Genomic DNA, 19917 nt, shown 5'->3' on the forward strand with positions numbered 1-19917 from the left:
CGCCGGTGGCGCCGGTGGCGCCGAACTCCGGGTAGGCCGCGAGGATGCGTCGGGAGATTTCGCCGGCCTGGCCGAGATAGCTGGCCGGATCGAGCAGCTCCTCCAGCCGGGCGTCGGAGAGCAGCTCCGCCGGGACTGCGGCGCGGAGCAGCCGCCGGTAGGTGCCGGCCTGTTCGGCCGCCGGGACCTGGAGCGTCTGGTCCACGACGGACTGCAACCGCTGCTTTCCGTCGACGCCCTGCATCCCGCCGAGGAGGGGAGCGACGGCGGCCGTGACGGCTTCGCTGAGCAGCAGCGGCCCGGAAAGGTCCAGGTTGCGGCGCATGGCCGCGGGGAACACCTGCAGGCCTTCGGCGAGTTCGCGGAGCTGCACGGCGGCGCCGAGACTCAGGCGGAGGAGCTGGCGGAGTGCCGGCCATTCGCTGTGCCAGGCACCGTCGGGGCGTTCATCGTTGAAGTTGGCGGCGGCCAGATGCAGCTGTGCGGCCTGGCCGGGTGCCTGCAGGGCGGCGCTGCGGACCAGGACGGACAGCACCGGGTTCTGCTTCTGCGGCATCGCCGAGGACCCGCCCCGGCCGGCGGCGCGGGGTTCGGCGAGTTCGGCGACCTCCGGGCGGCTGAGGAACAGGACGTCAGAGGCCATTTTGCCCGCAGCGTCGGTCACGGCGGCCAAGGCGTCACCGAGGGACGTCACAGCCAGCCGGTTCGTGTGCCACGGCGCCGGAACGGCGGCGAGGCCGAGTTCTGCGGCCAGCCGGTCGGAGAGATCAAACGGGGACAGCCGGGGACCTGGGATCAACGCCGCGTCCTCTGCCAGCACGGTTCCGGCCGCGAGGGTTCCGGCCGCTCCCCCGGTCTGCACCGGGAATTCGAGGGCCTCAAGCCGGCGCGCCGCAGCGGCGAGCCCGTGGAACCATTGGGCCGCCTTGAGCCCGAAGCTGAACGGCAGGGAGTGCTGGGTGAGGCTGCGGCCCACGCACAACGTGTCCGCGTGCCGTTCCGCGAGGGCCGCCAGGGCCGCGGTCGTGGCCCGGAGCTCGGTGAGCAGTCCGCGGACAGCATCCCGGGCCAGCAGGATCAGGGCGGAATCGAGCACGTCCTGGCTGGTCAGCGAGGTGTGCACGGCTTTCCCGGCACCGATCCCCGCTGTGTCAAGGGCCTTGACCTGCCCGCGGAGATCCGCCAGCAAGGGGATCACCGGGTTGGCGCCGCCCTGGGCGCGCACGGCGATGCCCGCGAGGTCATAACGGCCCACGTCGGCCGCCGCGGCGACCACAGCGGCGGACCCGGCCGGCGCCAGGGACGCGTCTTCCAGGACTCTGGCCCAGGCGGCCTCGACCCGGAGGATGGCGGCCAGTACCGCCCGGTCCCCGGTCAGCGCCGCCACACGGGGCGACGCCGACACGGGACTCAGGAGGCCGACGTCGCCCTCGGCGGCTCCGCCGGTTTCATGAGAGATCACTGCGAGGAGCCCTCGAAGTCGAGGAACACCGTCTCACCCTCGCCCTGGAGCCGGACATCCCAGGTCAGGCCGCCGTCGGCGTCGCGGCGTGCGATCATCGTCTTGCGGCGCTCCGGATCCAGCGAGGACAGCAGCGGGTCCGCGGCCAGGGCCTCCTCGTTTTCCGGCAGGTAGATCCGGGTGAAGAGCCGGTTCATCAGGCCGCGGGCAAAGACCGCGACGGAGATGAACGGGGCCGCACCTTCCTCGGTGGGGCCGGGGTTGACCGTCGTAAAAGTGAAGACGCCGGTGTTGCCCACCGCGCTGCGGCCGAAACCGGTGAAGGTGTAGCCGTCGCGCACCAGCGAACCGGTGTGGTGCGGGACCTTGCCCTCGGTGTCGGCCTGCCAGATCTCCAGGATCGCGTCCGGGATCGGGTGCCCGGCGCCGTCGTAAACCGTGCCCTGGAGCCGGATGGAGCCCGGGGAGCCGGGGGCCAGCAGCTCCCGGTCCTTGGTGAAGGGCAGTGCGAAGCCGTAGAACGGCCCCACGGTCTGGCCGGGCGTCGGGGTGAGTTTACTCATGGTCGTCTCCTTCTGCTCCCAGGGCCTCGTTCTCGGTCCAGGTCCGCTTCGATCCGGTCAGGACAATGTCCCAGTTGTACGCCAGCGCCCATTCAGGCTGGGTCTGCTCATGGTTGTAGGTGGCCACGAGCAGGTCGCGGGCATCCTGGTCCACGATCGACTGGTAGATCGGGTCCAGCGGGAAGAGCTGGTCACCCGGGAAGTACATCTGGGTGACGATCCGCTGGGTGAACTCCTGCCCGAACAGGGAGAAGTGAATGTGGGCCGGGCGCCAGGCGTTCAGGTGGTTTTTCCACGGGTAGGCGCCGGGCTTGATGGTGGTGAAGCTGTAGGAGCCGTCGGCGCCCGTGATGCACCGGCCGACGCCGGTGAAGTTGGGGTCAAGCGGGGCGGGGTGCTGGTCGCGTTTGTGGATGTAGCGGCCGGCGGAATTCGCCTGCCAGATCTCGACGAGCTGGCCCGCGACGGGGCGGCCGTCGCCGTCGAGCACGCGGCCGGAGACGACGATGCGTTCGCCCAGCGGTTCACCGTTGTGCTGGATGGTGAGGTCGGCTTCCAGCGCGTGCACGTCCATGTGCCCGAACGCGGGAGAGTAGAGCTCGATCGTTTCCGGATCCGCGTGGTGCAGGTCCTTGGTGGGGTGGCGCAGGACGCTGCTGCGGTACGGGGCGTAGTCCAGCCGCGGCTGGATCTCCGCCGGGGCACCGTTCCTGAGGGCCTGGGCGTAGGCATCCCCGAGGGCTTTCATCTCGGCACTGAGGTCCGCCTGCGACTCTGCGGCGGCGTCCAGCGGTGCGTACGTCTTCGGTGCGGCCTCCATGGCCTCGTCGGACACGTCCTCGGTGAGCGGATCCGCGTTGTAGATCTCAAGGTTGATTTCTTCAGGCACAGCAGCCTCCTTTCGTTGGGTGTGGGTGTTGTTTGGTGGGTCAGGGGGTGCGGTTCAGCTGGTGCAGGTGGTCGTACTGGACGGCGTGCCGTACCGGTGCGTTCGGGGCGCCGTAGCCGTCGTAGGCGCCGCGGCGTTCCACCATTTCGAAGAACACGCTGCCGACGGTGGCCGTGTAGAAGTGCAGGAATTCGCCGTCCGCATCACGGTCGTAGAGCAGGTTGAGGTCCCGCAGGGTGGCCAGCAAGACCGGGTCCAGGCCGAACCGCGCGTCGAGGTCCTCGTAGTAGTTCACGGGGATCTGGAGGAACTCCAGACCGCGGGCCTTCGCGGCCCGGGCGGTCGCCACGAGGTCATCCACCGCGAAGGCGATGTGTTCCTGGTAGGTCCGGCGCTGGCCACTGCCGGAGCCGGAGCCTTCGCGCTGGACCAGCGGAGCCAGGTTCAGCACCAGGCGGACACCGCGGTCACGGGTCAGCATCACCTGGGACCGGACCAGCCCGGTGGGGCTGGCGACTTCCGCATACGGCTGCGGTTCCAGGGCGAGGGCGCTGGTATAGAAGAGCACGGCCTCGTCGAAGTGCTGCCAGGGCTGGGCGAGGTTGACGTGGTCGATCACGGCGCTCTGTTCCCCTGTTCGGCCGGCAGCGGCGGCTTCCAGTCCCTCGCCGAATTCGCGGGTCCAGACCGCGGTGCCGTCGGGGCTGCCCTGGCACAGGAAGATCTCGGTCGAGTCCGGGGCGGCGAAGCCCTGGAATATTTCCTCGTCAGCCTGGCTTTTGCGCGGCACGGTCGGGGCCTTGAGCTGCTGGGCGCGGGCCGCGGCAATCACGGGGGACTCGACGTCGAAGCCCAAGGCCGAAATCGCGGGTGCGGCGGCGGCCCCGGCGTCGCGGGATTCCTGGGAGGAGTCCTCGTTGATGATCACTCGGGCGTGGCCCATGGTCCACAATTGCACATTCTTGGTCCGGTGGCGCCCGTTGGACGCGAATCCCAGCTGGCCCAGCAGGGTTTCCAGCGCGGCGGTGTCCGCGGCCCTGACCTCGGCGAAGTTGAATCCGCCCGGTTCGGCCACCTGCGGGAGGGTGGCCAGTTCCATCGGGTACCGGCGGCGGCCCGGCAACCGGATGCCGGCGCCGTTTTCGGCGGCGTTTACCGGGGCCGGGTTCGCGTCCAGCCACTTCGCGCTTTGTTCCTCGAGCCAGATCAGCGACCGCATCGCGTCCACCGCGGTGCGTTCGACGTCGGACTGGCGGAAAACGTCGTTGAAGACCTCCAGGGATACCGGGCCGGTGTACCCGGCCCGGACCACGTGGCCGAGGAACTTGGCGAGTTCGAACTGCCCCTCGCCCGGGAACACCCGGTAGTGCCGGCTCCAGGACAGCACGTCCATGGACAGCTTGGGCGCATCGGCCACCTGGACGAAGAAGATCTTCTCCGGGTTGAAGGATTCGATCGGGGCGGTGTCCCAGTCGCGCGAGAGGATGTGGAACGAGTCGAGGCAGGTCCCCAGGTTGGGGTGGTCCACCGTCTCCACGAGGTGGTGGGCGTGCTCGTAGTCGTTGACGTACTTTCCCCATGCCAGGGCCTCGTAGGCCACCTTGACCCCGTGATCCTGGGCCAGGGCGGCGAGGGCTGCGAGCTGCTCCGCCCGGAGCCCGTCGTCATCGATGCTGGCAGTGGCGACGTTGGAGCAGACCAGGATGGTGTCCATGCCGAGGCGGGACATCAGCCGGAACTTGGCCTCCGCCCGGCGCAGGTTGGCGGCCAGCAGCTCCGCGGTCACACTGTCGAAGTCGCGGAACGGCTGGTACAGATCCAGCGTCAGGCCCAGGTCGGCGGCCATCTTCCGGACGTCCTCCGGGCTCAGCGGGGAGGTGACAAGGTCCTGTTCGAAGATTTCGATCCCGTCGAAACCCGCATTGGCGCAGGCCTGCATCTTTTCCCGCAGGGTGCCGGAGAGGCAGACCGTGGCGATTCCGGTGCGCATCAGGCGGCCACCTCTTCCGCTGCGACGAGCTCCAGGAAGTGGGCGCGCATCCGGTCCGCGTCGGCCTCGAGGCCGGTGAAGATCCGGAAGGCGTCGGCTGCCTGCCCGACCGCCATCCGGCCGCCGTCGAGCACGTCGCAGCCCTTGGCCCGGGCCTGGCGGACCAGCTCGGTCTCGATCGGCCGGTAAACAATGTCCGCGACCCAGTGCCGGGCTTCCACGAGGGACATGTCCAGCGGCACCCCCGGGTGGGCGGCCATGCCCACGGGGGTGCAGTGCACCAGGCCGTCGGCGAGTGGCATCAGTTGCGGCAGCTCCGCCGGCGACCGCGCGGTGACCAGCTGGTCCGGGAAGAAACCGGCGAGTTCGGCGGCGCGCGCCGCGCAGCGGGCGGGGTCGGGGTCCACCAGGTCCAGTTCCCGGACACCGGCGGTGAGCAGGGCGTACGCGACGGCGGACCCGGCGCCCCCGGCACCCAGCTGCACTACCCGGTTCAACCTGGCTCCCGGCAGGCCGGTGGCCAGGGCTGCGGCAAACCCGGAGAAGTCGGTGTTGTGGCCAATGAAGCGGCCGTCGCGAATGATCACGGTGTTGACCGCGCCGAGGCGCCGTGCGTCCGCGGTGACCTCGTCCAGATGTTCCAGGACCAACTGCTTGCAGGGATGGGTGATGTTCAACCCGTTGAAACCCAGACGGTACGCACCGGTCAGGAGTTCACCGACGCTCTGGCCGGGAAGCCCCAGCTCGGTGAGGTCGATGGGGCGGTAGAGGTAGCGGAGGCCCTGCACGTCGCCTTCACGTTCGTGCATGGGGGGCGTGAGCGACGGCATAACACCATCGCCTATCAGGCCCACGAGAAAGGACTCTGCTCGATTGCTCATCCGTTTAGCTCCTTTGACAACGGCACTCGGCAGGCGGGGACGCACTGGGCGCCGGCCGCAGGCCGGGTGATGGGGATTACACTACAGCAATTGTTCACATGTTGCACGCTTGTTCTACTAGCGAACAAAACATGACGACTTCTGGCCGGGCGGACAGCCGGACTCATCACTGGGGCAGCCGGGCGGACAGCTCGGCCGCCGCCGACTGGAGCAGTGGAACCAGGGCCACGAGGGCCTCCACGCTCATCCGGAAGACCGGGACCGCTGTGGCCAGCGCGGCGAACGCGTGGCCCTGGGCGTTGAATACCGGGACGGCGACGGCCCGCATGCCCAGCTCGTTTTCCTCGTCCATGACGGCGTAGCCACGCCGGCGGACGAGCTCGATCTCGGCGCGGAAGGCCTCCCGGTCCGTGATGGAAGATTCGGTCAGCGGCTCCAGTTCGAGTTCCTCGACGAGCTGGCTTCGGGTGGCGTCGTCGGCGAAGGCAACAAGTGCCTTGCCGACCGAGGTGGTGTGCAGTGCGCCCAGATGGCCTGGGTCACTTGTGACCCGGAAGGTCTGGGGACCGTCCACCTTATTGACGGTGAGGTGGTGGTTTCCGTCGCGCACCGACAGGATGGTGGCCTCGCCCGTCTCCTCGGTGACGCGCCGCAGGATGGGCAGGGCGGTGCCGGCGAATCCATGGTGGTTGGACACCCGCTGGCCGAGCTGGAAGATGCGCAGGCCCAGGTGGTAGCGGCGCCCGTCCGGCTCGTAGTCCACGAAGCCGTCGCGGGTCAGCGAACCCAGCAGGCGGTAGGTCGTACTGAAGGGCAGCTCCGCCCGGCGGGAGAGCTCTGCGGCACTCGCACCCCGCGGCTCGTCACCCAGCAGGACCAGCAGGCCCAGGGCCTTGCCGACCATGTCTGTCCGGGAGTCCTCCTTCGGGGCCTTGGTGCCTTTGCCGGCGGCGGCTGCGGAGGCGGAGGCGGAGGCGGCCACGGTCACTTCTGTGTCTTGATTCACACTCATAGCTCAATGCTCTCACATGGTGGAAGCTATTTCTAGATGGTGATTATTTCTATTGACAAGTGACTGCCCTCACAGTCATGATTGCTACATCGCACAAGTAGCTCCCACCATGTGGCTACTCGTCCGGGTCTTCCACGAACCGCCGGCTGCCGCACGCTTAGAGCCAGCGGCGGCTGAGACCTTCCTGATCCATCCGCGACAATGTCGTCACACAAAGGAACACCATGAGCCAGACACTCCCGTCCATGACGCCGGGCACTGACGCACCGGCCGGGACACCGAAGAAGGCAGCCCTCGCCAGCTTCCTGGGCAGCGCCGTCGAGTACTACGACTTCTTCATCTTCGGATCGGCCGCCGCGCTGATCTTCCCCACGGTCTTCTTCCCGGACGCCGGCGCCAACGCGGCGATCATGTCCTTCGCGACCTTTGGTTTCGCCTACGTCGCCCGGCCGATCGGCGCCGTCATCCTGGGGCACTTCGGTGACCGGGTGGGCCGCCGCAAGGTGCTCATGTTCACGCTCCTGCTGATGGGCGCCTCCACGTTTGTGATCGGCTGCCTGCCCGACTTCAACACCATCGGCTGGTGGGCCCCGGCCCTGCTGGTGCTGGCACGCCTCTGCCAGGGCCTCTCCGCGGCCGGCGAGCAGGCCGGCGCCTCGTCCATGACCCTGGAGCACGCACCGGACAACCGCCGGGCCTTCTTCACGTCCTGGACGCTGACCGGAACCCAGGGCGGGCAGATCCTTGCCGCCCTCGTCTTCATTCCGGTCCTGGCCCTGCCCGATGAGATCAAGTACGGCATCGGCTGGCGCATCCCGTTCTGGCTCAGCGCCGTTGTGGTCATGGTCGCGTTCTTCATCCGCCGCACCCTGCACGAACCCCCGGCCTTCGAGGAGGCCCAGAAGACCGCCCAGATCTCCAAGCTTCCCGTCGCGGACCTGCTCAAGGACCACTGGCGCGATGTCCTCCGGGTCGTCGCCTGCGCCTTCATTGCCGCCGTCTCCACCGTGTTCGGCACCCTGGCCATCGCCTACGCCAAGAACGTCGCCGGCGTGGACGGCACCACCACCCTCTGGCTCGTCGTCGGCGCCAACGTGGTCGCCCTCGGCACCCAGCCGCTCTTCGGCAAGCTCGCGGACCGGATCGGCCGCAAACCGGTCTTCATTTACGGCGCCGTGTCCAGTGCGGTGCTGACGCCGGTGTTCCTGCTCAGCCTCGAGTCCGGCAGCGTGCCGCTGATGTTCCTGACCGCCATCGTCTTCTTCTCGTTCGGCTACGCAGCCTCCAACGCCGTCTGGCCCTCCTTCTACGCCGAAATGTTCAGCACCAAGGTCCGGTTCTCCGGCCTGGCCATCGGCACCCAACTCGGCTTCCTGATGGCAGGCTTCGCCCCGGCAATCGTCGCGGCCATGGGCGGCACCAAGCCCGGCGGCTGGGTCCAGATCAGCATCTTCACGGCCGTCATCTGCGGCATCGCAGCAATCTCGGCCCTGACCGCCAAGGAATCCTTCAAGATTCCCACCAAGGAGCTCGGCCTCAAGTAACCCGGCCGCAGTGCTCCCGCCCGGTTGCTTCGGGCGGGACCGCCGCGGGGCCCGGCGTGTTCACAGGACACGCCGGGCTTTTCGTGTCCCCGGCGGCCCGCGGAAAACAACCGGCCGGGGCGCCGGGGGCGGGCGGGAAGGTGCGGGTCAGTCCTTGCCGGTGCCCAGCACGGCAGCCAGGTCGAATTTGACCGGTTCCTCGAGCTGTTCGTAGGTGCAGGACCGCGGGTCCCGGTCCGGGCGCCAGCGGACAAACTGTGTGGTGTGACGGAACCGTTCGCCTTCCATATGGTCGTATTTCACTTCCACCACCCGCTCCGGCCGGAGCGGGGTGAAGGAGAGGTCCTTGCCTCCGCTCCACCGGCTGCCCTCGGCATTGCGCGGCGTCCGGGTCCCGTCCTCCTGCCGGGCCCAGGCCCAGGGATGCTCCTCGAAGCTCGTCACGAGCGGCTGGAGTTCTGCGAAGAGTTCCTTCCGGCGCTGCATCGGGAAGGCACCCACCACGCCCACATTGGCAAGTGCGCCGTCGCCGCCGTAGAGCCCGAGCAACAGTGAGCCGATCCGGTCCGGCCCGGAGGTGTGTACCCGGTACCCGGCGAGAACGCAGTCCGCGGTGCGTTCGTGCTTGATCTTGAACATGGAGCGCTTGTCCGGCAGGTACGGCCCGTCCAGCGGTTTGGCCACGATCCCGTCGAGACCGGCGCCCTCGAACTGGCGGAACCATTCCTCTGCGGTTCCCCGGTCCCGGGTCGCGGCGTTGAGGTGAATCGGCGCGGCTGTCCCGGCGAGGGCGCGTTCCAACGCCACCCGCCGTTCGGCGAAGGGCAGCCCGGTGAGGTCCTCGTCGTCGAGGGCCAGCAGGTCAAACGCGACAAAACTCGCCGGGGTCTGTCCGGCCAGCAGCCGGACCCGGCTGGCGGCGGGATGGATCCGCTGCTGCAGGGTATCGAAGTCGAGCCGGTCGCCGGAGGCCCCGACCATGATGATCTCGCCGTCAAGCACGCAGCGCGGCGGGAGGTTTGCCTTCAGCGCCTCGACGAGTTCGGGGAAGTACCGGGTCAGGGGCTTGCCGTTGCGGCTGCCGATCTCCACGTCCCCGCCGTCGCGGAAGATGATGGAGCGGAATCCGTCCCACTTCGGTTCGAACATCACGGGGCCCTCTGGCAGGGCATTTACGGCCTTCGCCAGCATCGGCGCGATCGGTGGCATCAGCGGCAGTTGCATAGGCCCCATTCTGGTCCCGCAGTCCGCTGCCCGCCAGAGGCAGCCTGGCAGAGGCGGCAATCCGGCGGACGGCGGGCGGCTGAAATACGGACAGCCGTAACGGCAACGGCGCCGAACGCTAACCCACGTCTTACCGGGCCGAAACGCAGCGGCAACATTGGCACAGGACACTGGAAGTGCCGGCAAGAGCAGGCACTACTCTCCAGTCCAGGAGGCCCCCGCCATGTTGAAGGAAGCCACAGCCCATGTAACCCGTGTCCGCGCCCTGGATCAGCTGCACCGCGGCGACGAAATCGAGGCCCGCCTGAAAGTCGGCCCCAATTACGACGACGTCGTGATCCGCCGCGGCAGTGTCCAGGAAACCGCGCCCGGAATCGGCGTCGTCTGGATCATGGACCGGCAGTCCGGCACCCGGAAAGCGATCAACACCGACGAATGCAGCCTTTGGCGGGTCGCCTGAGACGTTGGCCGGGCCTATCCGCACTCTCCCGCCGGAACGTTCGACCGGGGCCGCGGGCGTAGTCAGTAAGGACTGCCCGCGGCCAGGTCCGGAGCTACCCGGCTCACCCTGGCTCCGCCCGCGAAAGCGAATGCAGCCACTCGATCGTGCCGTCGGTCATCGGATGGGGGGCGCCGAGCGTTTCGAGGAAGGTGCGCGCGTCGCACATCTCGGCCTCCCGCCGCGCGGCGTGCACCGGGGTGCCCTCGAGTATCCGCGCGACCAGCGCGTGGCCCGAAGGACCCAGCTCCGAGGCGATCTGGTCGATGATCCAGTTTTCGGCCCCTACAGCCCGGGCGGCCGTGGCGGACTCAATGATCGTCGCCGCCAGTCCCTTCATAAAAACGCTGCGAAGCAACTTCAGGCCAGCGGCGACCCCGGCTTCGTTGCCCACGCAGGCCGCCGGGATCCCCCATCCGGTGAAGACGGCCAGCAGCCCAACAGCCGCCGCACCGCTTAGCACCAGCGGCGTCCCGATCCGTGCACGCGGAACGGGCGCCAGGATGGCGACATCGACGAACGCGATGCCGCGCTGCTCCGCCCGGTTCGCGAGCCGCCGCTTTTCGGCAGGGTCGGCGGTGTTCATGTCAGCGAAGATGCCTGCCGGTGTCATCGCGGGCAGGGCTTCCTCGAGGGCAGCTCCGGCAGCACGCCCCCCGACCAGGCTCAGCACCACGTCAGCCCCGGCCACGGCTTCGCCGACGTCGCCGGCGAATGTGACCCCGGCCGGAACGGCGGGGGCGACGGGATCGGCCGCCGTAACACCGACTCCGCGCCCGGCAAGGTCCGCCGCATAGATGCTCCCGGCTTCCCCAAGACCCAAAACGGCGACGCGCATGCGGGCGCTCCCCTCCGTTGCTCCTAAGATTGTAGACAATATGGTGTCCCGCATCGGGGCCCCTTCCTTGTTTGGAGAGTCTGGGAGTTGAGTGCACATGTCGTCAGCATCTGGCGGTCAGTCGCTGGCGGCCGAAACGGCGGCCGCCGTCGACCCGAGGGTCACCGACCTCATCCGGGACGCGATCATCCGGGGTGAATACGCGCCCAACCAGCGGCTCATCGAGGCAGACCTCGGTGCCGCGTTCTCGGCGAGCCGGGCCACCGTACGCACCGCGCTGCTCGAACTCGCCGGCGAAGGACTGGTGGAGCGCCTGCCGAACCGCGGATCCCGGGTACGGGCGATTTCCGTGGACGAGGCCATCGAGATCCTCGAGGTCCGGATAGGCGTCGAGGGGCTGTGTGCCGCGAAGACAGCGGCGAGCATTTCGGACGAAAACGTCGCGGCCTTCCATGGCCTGCGGGCCCGGATGATCGAGTCGGTCGCCGAGGGCGATCTTGTCGAATATTCGCGCCTGAACCTCTACCTTGACGTCCGGATCCGCGAACTCAGCCACCATGCCACCGCCTCCGAGGTGTTGTCCCGGTTGCACGCACAGAGCGTCCGGCACCAGTTCAAGCTGTCGTCGCGGCCGCAGCGGGCGAAGGTTTCGGTGTTGGAGCACGCCGCGATTATCGACGCCGTCGTCGCCCGTGATCCCGGGGCCGCCGAACAGGCCGTGCGCAGCCACCTGCTCAGCGTCATCGACGCGTTGCGCGAGGTCTCATCGGCGGAATCGAGACCAGCGGCCGCCAGCTGAGTTCCGCCCCTGCCTGGCGGCGCGCCAGGCAGGGGGCAGGACCTCAACTGGAAGCGGGGCCGGCGGTCCGCCAGCCACCATGGTATTCGGTGCGTGCGGTGACGGCGTAGGGCACAGGACTCACGACGGCGCGCACGCTGAGCTGCTCGTGCGGCTCCACGGTAGTCTTGCCCGATCCGCCGTCGGGTTCCCCCCAGACGACGCGGACTTCGGTGCCGGGCTCCACGCTGGGGTCCACCGTCGCCAGCGACAACCCGCGCCGCTCGTTGGCCGTGACACCGGTGAAGAGCGAGAGGCCCACCGCCGCACCGTCGGCATCGACCACGGAGTCGTAGTTCGACGAGCCGTAGTTCGCGTTCGGGATGTCGAAGAACTGGTAGCCCGGCTTGTCGCGGTCCAGGAAGGACGCCCAGATTTTCGCAAGGTCCTCATCGTTCCAGGCGAGCGTGACCTTCTTACGCTGCCTGGCAGGATCGACCTGCTCCAGGGCGTCGCGGCCGATGAAATCGTGGTCGTATTTCACGAACGAGCCATAGCCGAGCTCCCACGGGGTGAGGTAGTAGTCCTCAATGTCCTCCGAGACGAAGGAGCCCGCGAGCGCGTTGATCGCCTCGTAGCTCGTGGCAGGCAGCCATTTACGGTAGGCACGCTCGGCTTCACTGCTGTAGATCGCCGGCAGCGGCGAAGGAATCCAGCCGGACTCGAGCGTGTTCGAGGAGTAGGCGCGCGAGCCGCAGGGTTCGATGCCGAACTCGGCGCCGGCCTCGAGCACCGCCTCCCGGATTTCGCCGTGCTGCCCGTACGGCCCCCAGATCTCCAGCCCCGGTGCGCCGGCCATCCCGTGGCGCAGGGTGCGCACCTGCTCCCCGGCAATTGCCAAGTGGCCCATGTGGAAGAACTTCACCTGCTCGAGCGGTCCGCCATTGAGCTTCTCGATGATCTGCCAGGCGTTCGGGCCCTGGATCTGGAAGCGGTAGTACTCACGCTGGACTGCCTGGCCGTAGGGGCGCGACGGCGACCGGTCGTCGTAGCTGCACTCGACGTCGTACCCACCGGTCTCGGCGTGGAACTGGAGCCAGTTCGCAGCAGGGGCGCGTCCGACATAGACGAAGTCGCGCTCGGCCTGGTGGAACAGGATGCCGTCGCCGATCACGCCGCCATTGGACGCCGTCGGCACGAATTGCTTGGCGGTGTTCACTGGGAAGTTCGCGAAGCTGTTGACGCCGGTGTCCGAGAGGAGCTTGAGGGCGCCGGGGCCCTTCATGAAGAAGTTCACCATGTGGTGGGACTGGTCATAGAGCACGGCGGTCTCGCGCCAGGCCTTCTGCTCACGGCGCCAGTTGGTGAATTCGGCAGGAACCACCGGGTAGATGTAGGTGCCAAGTTGTGAGTTGCGCAGGTGTTCGACAGTGTTGCCTGCCGCATCGAGCACATCCTGCAGGGACTTCTGGGCCATCAGGTTTTCTCCTTCGGTATCGATCGGGCGGCTGGGACGCGCCGCTAGGCGACGCGGTAGCTTTCGCGTGCGTATTTCACGAACGGGGCCGGCGCGACCGTAGCGCGCACGGCAATCTGTCGGTGCGGTTCGACCTGGAGCCTGGCCGAATTGGGTTGCTCTCCCCAGAGCACGGTGACCTCAGCGCCAGTCCCAGCGGCGCCGGGGTCCAGGCTCGCGAGCGAAACGAACGACTGCTCGTTGGCGATGTAGCCGCAGTCGAACGACTGGCCGATGGTCTCGCCGTCCTGGACCACACGGTTCACCTGGTACAGGGCATACCGTGCCTTCGGCAGTACAACGGCGGTGGGCCCCTGAAGCTCGTAGCGGAACAGCCGAGGGTCACCGGGGCGAACGATGGAATTGCCGTCGCGTTCGACCTCGACGTCATGGTCACCCGTTTCGGCGATGAACTGCTTGGCGCGGTCCACCGGGAAATTTGCGAAGGAGTTCACCGCAAGGCCGCTGGGCAAGCGCTCCGCGCCCCGCCCGCGGAGGAAGAGATCGGTCATGTGGTGGGACTGGTCAAGAAGTGCGCCGCTGGTACGCCAGGAATGCTGCTCAGAGCGCCAGTTGCCGAACTCGGCCGTCACCGGGAACACGTGGGGCCGGGCCGGCGAGTTACGCAACAGCCCAACGGGCGAGCCGACCCGGTCTATCGCTTCCTGCAGGGTCTCCGTCACTGCGGCATCTCCGGCACTGTGAACTCCTTCGTTCGGCTCACGGGGCGAAAATCGCCGCAGGAGCATTCAGCTCGCGATTGGTGACAAAATTGTAGCCGATGTCTTGACCGGCGTGCCAGAGCGTGATTCTCTGGCATTGTCCGCAGGTGCCGGGCTATGTCGGGAATGCACGTCGAGGATGCGGAAGCGATCCGGGGAGGACTTGACCATGGGCAACGGAGGCACTGTCCTCGTCGTCAGCGCGCACGCGGGAGACTTCGTCTGGCGTGCGGGCGGGGCCATTGCCGCCGCCACCGCCCGCGGCGAACGCGCGGTCGTCGTCTGCCTCTCCTACGGCGAACGCGGCGAATCCGCCAGCCAGTGGCTGGCCGGGAAGACGCTGGATGAAATTAAGGCGCTCCGGCGCGGCGAGGCCGAAGCCGCGGCCGCAGCTCTCGGGGCGGAAATCGAATTCCTCGACGCCGGCGATTACCCGCTCATTCCGAGCCGGGAACTGCTCGATGAGCTCGTGCGGATCTACCGCCGCGTGCAGCCCACCGTCGTGCTGACCCATCCGCTGCTGGACCCATACAACGGCGATCACCCCGCAGCCGCCAGGCTGGCGATCGAGGCCAGAATCCTGGCCCAGGCGATCGGCTACGACGCCCCCGGCGAGGTGCTCGGGGCACCGCCGGTGTTCTTCTTCGAGCCGCACCAGCCCGAGCAGTGCGACTTCAAGCCCGACGTCCTGCTCGACATCACGGCCGCATTCCCCGCCAAACAGCGGGCCATGAAGTGCCTGCCCGCCCAGCAGCACATGTGGGACTACTACACCTCCCTCGCCGTGCGCCGGGGCGTTCAGGTCAAACGCAATGCCGGGCCCAACCTCGGCCTGCCCGTCGAGGCCAAGGGCGAGGCCTACATGCGCTACTACCCCCAGGTCACCGAGGTCCTCGAATGAGGACCGTCGTGGTCACCGATGTCGAGCGGGCGGACCCGTCGGCCATCGATGCGCTGGGAGTGCACGGAGTGGCGACCGTGCACGAGGCGATGGGGCGCAGCGGGCTGGTCGGAGCCTCCCTCCGGCCCATCCAGGACGGGGCCCGGATTGCCGGCTCGGCCGTCACCGTGCTGTGCTGGCCGGGGGACAACCTGATGATCCACGCGGCCGTCGAACAGTGCCGCGAGGGCGACGTGCTGGTCGTGACCACCACGTCGCCCTCGCTGGACGGCTCGTTCGGCGAACTGTTCGCGACGGCGCTGCAGCACCGCGGGGTACGCGGGCTCGTGACAACCGGCGGCGTCCGCGACGTCGCCGAGCTCCGCACGATGGGCTTTCCCGTCTGGTCGGCCGCCGTCAATGCCCAGGGTACGGTCAAGGCCACGGCCGGCTCAGTGAATGTGCCGATCACTGTGGGCGGCGCCCTCATCTGCCCGGGCGACGCGATCGTGGCCGACGACGACGGTGTGCTCTGCGTGCCGCGCCGCGATGTGCGGACCGCACTTGCGGCCGCCGACGCAAGGGTCGAGAAAGAGGCAGACTCACGCGCGGCCTACCTCGCCGGCGAGCTGAGCCTGGACCGTAACCGGCTCCGCGGGGTGCTCGAAGGTCTGGGCGTGCGCTACCTGAGCGCGGCGGAGTACGAGGCCGACCATGGCCTCGGTTGAGGGCATCCCCTGCCTTCTGATGCGCGGCGGCACCTCCAAGGGCGCGTTCTTCCTGGCATCCGACCTGCCGGCAGAACCCGACGAACGCGACGGGCTGCTGCTGCGGATCATGGGCACCCCCGACCCCCGGCAGATCGACGGCGTTGGCGGGGCGCACCCGCTCACCAGCAAGGTCGCTGTCATCTCGCCATCCCCCGACGACGGCGCCGACGTCGACTATCTTTTCCTGCAGCTGGGTGTCGACACCGCGTTCGTGACCGACCGCCAGAACTGCGGCAACATCCTGGCCGGGGTGGGGCCGTTCGCCGTCGAGTGCGGGCTCGTGCCGGCGGGCCGCGACCACACGGAAGTCCGTATCCGGATGATCAACACCGACAGCATTGCCACCGCGCGGTTCGCCACACCCGGCGGCGTGGTGGACTACGACGGCGGCCTCGCGATCGACGGCGTTCCCGGAACGGCGGGTGCCATCGAGCTGAACTTCGAGGGCACCGCGGGCTCCTCGACGGGGGCGCTGTTTCCGTCGGGCAGGGTCCTGGACCGCGTCTCGGACGTGGACGTGACGTGCGTCGACAACGGAATGCCGAGCGTGCTGCTGCGTGCCGCCGACCTTGGGGTCACCGGCCACGAATCCCCTGCCGACCTCGAGGCGGACGCCGGGCTGGCGGCCCGCCTGGCCGGGCTCCGCCTGGGCGCCGCCGGGTTGATGGGCATGGGGGACGTCAGCGGCGCCACCGTGCCGAAGCTCGTGCTCCTGGCCGCTCCCCGGGAGGGCGGTGTCATTGCCACGCGCAGCTTCCTGCCCCTGCGCGTGCACACTTCGATCGGCGTACTTGGGGCTCTCACGGTCGCCGCGGGAGTGCTGGCGGACGGGTCAGTCGGCCATGACCTCGCGGTACTGCCCTCGCCGGGGGCACCCTTCCGCATCGAGCACCCAACCGGCCATTTCGACGTCGAGGTCGCGGTCGAGCCATTCCGGGACGGTTTCACCGTTACCCGCTCGGCCGCCCTCCGCACGGCGCGAAAAATCTTCGAGGGCCGCGTCTTCCCGCGCCCCCGGCTGTGACAGCCACCCCTAAAGAGAGGACAGTTCCATGACCGAGTACACCTCGTTCGACGTCGCCCATCTGGGGAACGTGGAGCTACTGACTCCCGTCTTCGAAAAGAGCCTGTGGTTCTTCCGTGACCTGCTCGCCATGCGTGTGGTCGCGGAAACGGGCGGATCCGGCGAAGCCGGGGAGAAAACAGCCGGGAAGAAATCCGTGTACCTGAGGACGTGGGACGAATACCAGCTCTACACGCTGAAGCTCACCGAGTCGAAAGACGCCGGCGTGGGGCGGACCTCGTTCCGGGCGACAAGCCAGGAGGCGCTTGAGCGCCGGGTCGCGGCGATCGAGGCGACCGGGCTCGGCGTCGGCTGGGTGGACGGCGAAGTGGGCACCGGCCCTGCCTACGCGTTCCGCGACCCCGACGGGCACGACCTGGCGATCTACTACGAAACGGAGCGCTATGTGGCCACGGACGACAAGCCTGCACTGAAGAACCAGGCCTCGGCTTTTCCCGGCCGCGGCGTGAACGCCAGGCGGCTGGACCACATCAACTTTCTTGCCAGAGATGTGGTGGCAAACGGCGAGTTCGTGGCTAAGGCCCTCCGGGGACGCGAGAGCGAGCGCATCAAGCTCGACGACGGCGGCTATGCCGCATGGTGGTTCCACTTCAACAACAAGTCCTACGACATCGTGTACTCGGATGACTGGCTGAAGCACGGCAACCGGCTGCACCACGTCGCGTTCGCGCCCGACACCCGCGAGGACATCCTCAAGGCCGCCGACATCTTCCTCGAGAACGGCATCCACATCGAGTCAGGTCCGCACAAACACGCAATCAACCAGACATTTTTCCTCTACGTCTGGGAGCCGGGTGGCAACCGCATCGAACTCGCCAACGCCGGTGCCCGCCTGCTGCTCGATCCTGACTCACCGGTAGTGGAATGGACTCAGGAGGAGCGCAAGAAGGGGCAGGCGTGGGGCATGAAAACGATCGAGACCTTCCACACCCACGGAACGCCGAACGTGGCCGCTGTGGACACCGACGAAACGAACGTATCCGGCAGTACTGCACAGAGAGGTGCGAAGTAATGACCAACCAAACAGAGACGTCGACGCCCGTAACGACCGGACTGTATATCGGGGGGACCGAACGCCAGGCCGCCTCGACCCTTGAGATCGTGGACCCGGGAAAACCCGGTGTGACGGTCGGGCACGCCGCCGCGGCGGGCCCCGGCGACGTCGAGGATGCGATTGCGGCGGCGAAGGCCGCTTACCCGGAATGGTCGGTGCTGAGCGCGCAGGAGCGTGCGGAACAGATGCGCGTGGCACTCGAGGGCATCGCCGACTTCCGTGACGAGGATGCCGCCATCCTGTCGCAGGAAAACGGGAAGATCCGGATGGAGTCATGGGTCGACTCCCTCGTCTTTGAAATCCGGTGGAACCTCGCTCTCGCGCTGGCTGACGAGGTGGACGCCACCAAGGTGCTCCCGCCGGCACCGGGAATCCCCGTGTCCACCACCGTCGCATTCCAGCCGCTCGGCGTGGTGACGGTCATCGTGCCGTTCAACTGGCCCATCGCGATCCTCGCGGCCTCCCTGCCGCACGCGCTGCTGGCCGGCAACACCGCCATCGTGAAGCCCCCGCCCACGGCGCCGCTCGCCACAGCCCGGGTGGTCCAGAGGATCGCGGAGAAACTGCCGCCCGGCGTGCTGAACGTCGTGACGGGCAGGGACGCCGACATGGCTGCCCTCATCACCAGCCCCGACGTCGCAAAGGTCTGCTTTACCGGCAGCGTCGCCGGTGGCAAGCGCATCATGGAGATGGCCTCCAAATCGCTGACCCGGGTGACGCTGGAACTCGGCGGAAACGATGCCGCCGTCGTTCTGGAGGACGCCATCCTCGACGACACGCACCTCGACCGCCTGTATGCAGCGATCTTTGATACCACCGGCCAGATCTGCATGAACGCGAAACGGATCTACGTGCACCGTTCGCGCCTGGACGAGGTTGTCGCGGGGCTCTCGAGCCGGCTCGAGCATGCGGTGATTGGCTACGGACTGGACGAGGGCACCACAATGGGCCCCCTGCACTCACCGGTGCAGAAGGCGTTCGTCACCGAGATCATCGAGGAGGCGAAGGCAGCAGGCGCCGACGTCCGGGAGTTTGGAGCGCTGCCGACGGACCCTGCCCTGCGGGGCGGGAATTTCCTGCGCCCCGCACTGGTGATCGACCCCGACCCCTCGCTCCGCGTCGTCACCCAGGAGCAGTTCGGGCCGGTCATCCCGCTCATCCCGTTCGACACCGAGGATGAGGCGGTCCGGGCCGCGAACGGCACATGGGCAGGGCTCTGCGGCTCGGTATGGACCGCCGACCCCGGAACGGCGGACCGCGTGGGCGGACGGCTGGTCTGCGGCTATGTCTGGGTCAATGACCACGGCGCGACGCGACTCGACCTGCGCGCTCCATTTGGCGGCATGAAGCAGTCCGGCATGGGCAGGGAACAGGGCATCGAGGGCGTCCGGGCGTTCCAGGACACCCGCGCGATCGCCCACCTCGTGCCCCAAGACCCGGCGGCGGACTGACGTGGTGCGCCCACTTCTCAATACCTATGGACAGTCCCTATCTACATAGGTAAAATCAGAAGTGGGCGCAACGTTGCACCCACCGAAAGGACTCCCTGATGGCGACTCGAATCAGGCCCGCTACGAACCGGGCAGCATCGCTGGAACTCATCCAAGATTTCTCCCTCGAAATGACCGGCAAGGACATCACCGCCCTTGCCGAGGCAAAAGACCAGATCCCGCCCCGCACGCGGATTAACATCACCTTTCTCGGCAACGAGGACCTGGAGATGCGGGTGGCCGCTGCCAGGACGGTCCGCGACCTCGGCTTCGTGCCGGTCCCGCACATCTCCGCCCGCCGCCTGAAGTCCCGGGAACAGCTCGAGGAATTCCTGGGACGCCTCCAGGAGGTCGGTGCCTCGGAGCACGTTTTGGTTGTCGGTGGTGACCCGGCCACGCCGGAGGGTCCGTACGAGGACTCGCTCGCCATCATCCGCAGCGGCATGCTGCAGCAGTTCGGAGTGCGCGAAGTCGGCATCGGCGGCTACCCGGAGGGCCACCCGGACATCCCGCAGGAGACACTCTGGCGCGCCCTGGAGGACAAGACCGCTGCCCTCGCCGAGCAGGACCTCGGCGCCAGCATCCTCACCCAGTTCGCATTCGACACCGATCCCGTGGCCGATTGGATCGATGCGGTGCGGGCCAGGGGCATCAACGCCCCGATCCGGGTCGGCACGCCCGGACCGGCGGGCATCAAACGGCTTCTTGGCTTCGCCCGCCG

The 19917-nt window shown here is 67.9% G+C and carries 19 protein-coding genes; 9 read left to right on the forward strand and 10 right to left on the reverse strand.

Annotated features, from left to right (window positions below; all coding sequences use genetic code 11):
* From BJQ90_RS17980 to BJQ90_RS18005, 6 genes are all read right to left on the reverse strand, one after another.
* Positions 1-1462: lyase family protein (locus tag BJQ90_RS17980; RefSeq protein ID WP_226761571.1), on the reverse strand; the 1462-nt coding region annotated here is incomplete at its 3' end.
* Positions 1459-2025 (reverse strand): protocatechuate 3,4-dioxygenase subunit alpha, encoded by a 567-nt coding sequence (gene pcaG, locus BJQ90_RS17985; protein WP_226761572.1) that lies wholly within the window; start codon positions 2023-2025, stop codon positions 1459-1461. The genes BJQ90_RS17980 and pcaG, both read right to left, overlap by 4 nt.
* Positions 2018-2914: a protocatechuate 3,4-dioxygenase subunit beta gene (gene pcaH, locus BJQ90_RS17990; RefSeq protein WP_413463713.1), complete on the reverse strand. Its 897-nt coding sequence runs from the start codon at positions 2912-2914 to the stop codon at positions 2018-2020. The genes pcaG and pcaH overlap by 8 nt, the downstream gene beginning before the upstream one ends.
* Before the next feature lie 40 nt (positions 2915-2954).
* Positions 2955-4904: a bifunctional sugar phosphate isomerase/epimerase/4-hydroxyphenylpyruvate dioxygenase family protein gene (locus BJQ90_RS17995; RefSeq protein WP_226761573.1), complete on the reverse strand. Its 1950-nt coding sequence runs from the start codon at positions 4902-4904 to the stop codon at positions 2955-2957.
* Positions 4904-5785 (reverse strand): shikimate dehydrogenase, encoded by an 882-nt coding sequence (locus BJQ90_RS18000; RefSeq protein ID WP_226761574.1) that lies wholly within the window; start codon positions 5783-5785, stop codon positions 4904-4906. The genes BJQ90_RS17995 and BJQ90_RS18000 overlap by 1 nt, the downstream gene beginning before the upstream one ends.
* 166 nt (positions 5786-5951) lie before the next feature.
* Positions 5952-6689 (reverse strand): IclR family transcriptional regulator, encoded by a 738-nt coding sequence (locus BJQ90_RS18005; protein WP_226761645.1) that lies wholly within the window; start codon positions 6687-6689, stop codon positions 5952-5954.
* 332 nt (positions 6690-7021) lie between these two features.
* Between BJQ90_RS18005 and BJQ90_RS18010 the strand changes: the two genes are divergently transcribed.
* Complete coding sequence (locus BJQ90_RS18010) at positions 7022-8341, forward strand: MFS transporter (protein ID WP_226761575.1); 1320 nt, start codon at positions 7022-7024, stop codon at positions 8339-8341.
* A 147-nt stretch (positions 8342-8488) separates the two neighbouring features.
* Here the strand turns inward: BJQ90_RS18010 and BJQ90_RS18015 are convergent, their stop codons facing one another.
* Positions 8489-9565, reverse strand: coding sequence for an ATP-dependent DNA ligase (locus BJQ90_RS18015; protein ID WP_226761576.1), 1077 nt, complete (start codon positions 9563-9565; stop codon positions 8489-8491).
* A 223-nt stretch (positions 9566-9788) separates the two neighbouring features.
* On the opposite strand from BJQ90_RS18015, the gene BJQ90_RS18020 reads away from it, so the two are divergent.
* Entirely contained in the window at positions 9789-10025 is a 237-nt protein-coding gene (locus BJQ90_RS18020; RefSeq protein ID WP_226761577.1) for a hypothetical protein, read from the forward strand.
* 103 nt (positions 10026-10128) lie between these two features.
* Here BJQ90_RS18020 and BJQ90_RS18025 read toward each other — a convergent pair whose 3' ends face one another.
* Positions 10129-10902 carry an NAD(P)-dependent oxidoreductase gene (locus BJQ90_RS18025; protein WP_226761578.1) on the reverse strand — a complete coding sequence of 258 codons (774 nt, stop codon included), beginning with the start codon at positions 10900-10902 and terminating at the stop codon, positions 10129-10131.
* Between the two features lie 97 nt (positions 10903-10999).
* Between BJQ90_RS18025 and BJQ90_RS18030 the strand changes: the two genes are divergently transcribed.
* Complete coding sequence (locus BJQ90_RS18030; protein WP_226761579.1) at positions 11000-11701, forward strand: GntR family transcriptional regulator; 702 nt, start codon at positions 11000-11002, stop codon at positions 11699-11701.
* Between the two features lie 43 nt (positions 11702-11744).
* On the opposite strand, the gene ligM is transcribed toward BJQ90_RS18030, so the two are convergent.
* Complete coding sequence (gene ligM, locus BJQ90_RS18035; RefSeq protein ID WP_226761580.1) at positions 11745-13157, reverse strand: vanillate/3-O-methylgallate O-demethylase; 1413 nt, start codon at positions 13155-13157, stop codon at positions 11745-11747.
* 44 nt (positions 13158-13201) lie between these two features.
* Positions 13202-13879, reverse strand: a complete 678-nt coding sequence (locus BJQ90_RS18040; protein ID WP_226761581.1) for a hypothetical protein — start codon at positions 13877-13879, stop codon at positions 13202-13204.
* A 208-nt stretch (positions 13880-14087) separates the two neighbouring features.
* Between BJQ90_RS18040 and BJQ90_RS18045 the strand changes: the two genes are divergently transcribed.
* From BJQ90_RS18045 to BJQ90_RS18070, 6 genes are all read left to right on the forward strand, one after another.
* Positions 14088-14819 carry a PIG-L deacetylase family protein gene (locus BJQ90_RS18045; protein WP_226761582.1) on the forward strand — a complete coding sequence of 244 codons (732 nt, stop codon included), beginning with the start codon at positions 14088-14090 and terminating at the stop codon, positions 14817-14819.
* Complete coding sequence (locus BJQ90_RS18050) at positions 14816-15526, forward strand: 4-carboxy-4-hydroxy-2-oxoadipate aldolase/oxaloacetate decarboxylase (protein WP_226761583.1); 711 nt, start codon at positions 14816-14818, stop codon at positions 15524-15526. The genes BJQ90_RS18045 and BJQ90_RS18050 overlap by 4 nt, the downstream gene beginning before the upstream one ends.
* Positions 15513-16592, forward strand: coding sequence for a 4-oxalomesaconate tautomerase (locus BJQ90_RS18055; RefSeq protein WP_226761584.1), 1080 nt, complete (start codon positions 15513-15515; stop codon positions 16590-16592). The genes BJQ90_RS18050 and BJQ90_RS18055 overlap by 14 nt, the downstream gene beginning before the upstream one ends.
* 28 nt (positions 16593-16620) lie before the next feature.
* On the forward strand, positions 16621-17664 hold the full coding sequence (locus tag BJQ90_RS18060) for a VOC family protein (RefSeq protein ID WP_226761585.1): 1044 nt from the start codon (positions 16621-16623) through the stop codon (positions 17662-17664).
* Positions 17664-19157: an aldehyde dehydrogenase family protein gene (locus tag BJQ90_RS18065; protein WP_226761586.1), complete on the forward strand. Its 1494-nt coding sequence runs from the start codon at positions 17664-17666 to the stop codon at positions 19155-19157. The genes BJQ90_RS18060 and BJQ90_RS18065 overlap by 1 nt, the downstream gene beginning before the upstream one ends.
* A 98-nt stretch (positions 19158-19255) precedes the next feature.
* Positions 19256-19917: methylenetetrahydrofolate reductase (locus BJQ90_RS18070; RefSeq protein ID WP_226761646.1), on the forward strand; the 662-nt coding region annotated here is incomplete at its 3' end.

It is taken from the genome of Arthrobacter sp. SO3 (assembly GCF_020532825.1).
In the GTDB taxonomy this organism is placed as follows: domain Bacteria; phylum Actinomycetota; class Actinomycetes; order Actinomycetales; family Micrococcaceae; genus Arthrobacter.

Excerpts from the sequence above, each read along its gene's own strand:
- pcaG (WP_226761572.1), bottom strand. The coding sequence starts at position 2,025 with ATGAGTAAACTCACCCCGACGCCCGGCCAGACCGTGGGGCCGTTCTAC.
- BJQ90_RS17995 (WP_226761573.1), bottom strand. The coding sequence starts at position 4,904 with ATGCGCACCGGAATCGCCACGGTCTGCCTCTCCGGCACCCTGCGGGAA.
- BJQ90_RS18000 (WP_226761574.1), bottom strand. The coding sequence starts at position 5,785 with ATGAGCAATCGAGCAGAGTCCTTTCTCGTGGGCCTGATAGGCGATGGT.
- BJQ90_RS18005 (WP_226761645.1), bottom strand. The coding sequence starts at position 6,689 with ATGGTCGGCAAGGCCCTGGGCCTGCTGGTCCTGCTGGGTGACGAGCCG.
- BJQ90_RS18010 (WP_226761575.1), top strand. The coding sequence starts at position 7,022 with ATGAGCCAGACACTCCCGTCCATGACGCCGGGCACTGACGCACCGGCC.
- BJQ90_RS18015 (WP_226761576.1), bottom strand. The coding sequence starts at position 9,565 with ATGCAACTGCCGCTGATGCCACCGATCGCGCCGATGCTGGCGAAGGCC.
- BJQ90_RS18020 (WP_226761577.1), top strand. The coding sequence starts at position 9,789 with ATGTTGAAGGAAGCCACAGCCCATGTAACCCGTGTCCGCGCCCTGGAT.
- BJQ90_RS18025 (WP_226761578.1), bottom strand. The coding sequence starts at position 10,902 with ATGCGCGTCGCCGTTTTGGGTCTTGGGGAAGCCGGGAGCATCTATGCG.
- BJQ90_RS18030 (WP_226761579.1), top strand. The coding sequence starts at position 11,000 with ATGTCGTCAGCATCTGGCGGTCAGTCGCTGGCGGCCGAAACGGCGGCC.
- ligM (WP_226761580.1), bottom strand. The coding sequence starts at position 13,157 with ATGGCCCAGAAGTCCCTGCAGGATGTGCTCGATGCGGCAGGCAACACT.
- BJQ90_RS18045 (WP_226761582.1), top strand. The coding sequence starts at position 14,088 with ATGGGCAACGGAGGCACTGTCCTCGTCGTCAGCGCGCACGCGGGAGAC.
- BJQ90_RS18050 (WP_226761583.1), top strand. The coding sequence starts at position 14,816 with ATGAGGACCGTCGTGGTCACCGATGTCGAGCGGGCGGACCCGTCGGCC.
- BJQ90_RS18055 (WP_226761584.1), top strand. The coding sequence starts at position 15,513 with ATGGCCTCGGTTGAGGGCATCCCCTGCCTTCTGATGCGCGGCGGCACC.
- BJQ90_RS18060 (WP_226761585.1), top strand. The coding sequence starts at position 16,621 with ATGACCGAGTACACCTCGTTCGACGTCGCCCATCTGGGGAACGTGGAG.
- BJQ90_RS18065 (WP_226761586.1), top strand. The coding sequence starts at position 17,664 with ATGACCAACCAAACAGAGACGTCGACGCCCGTAACGACCGGACTGTAT.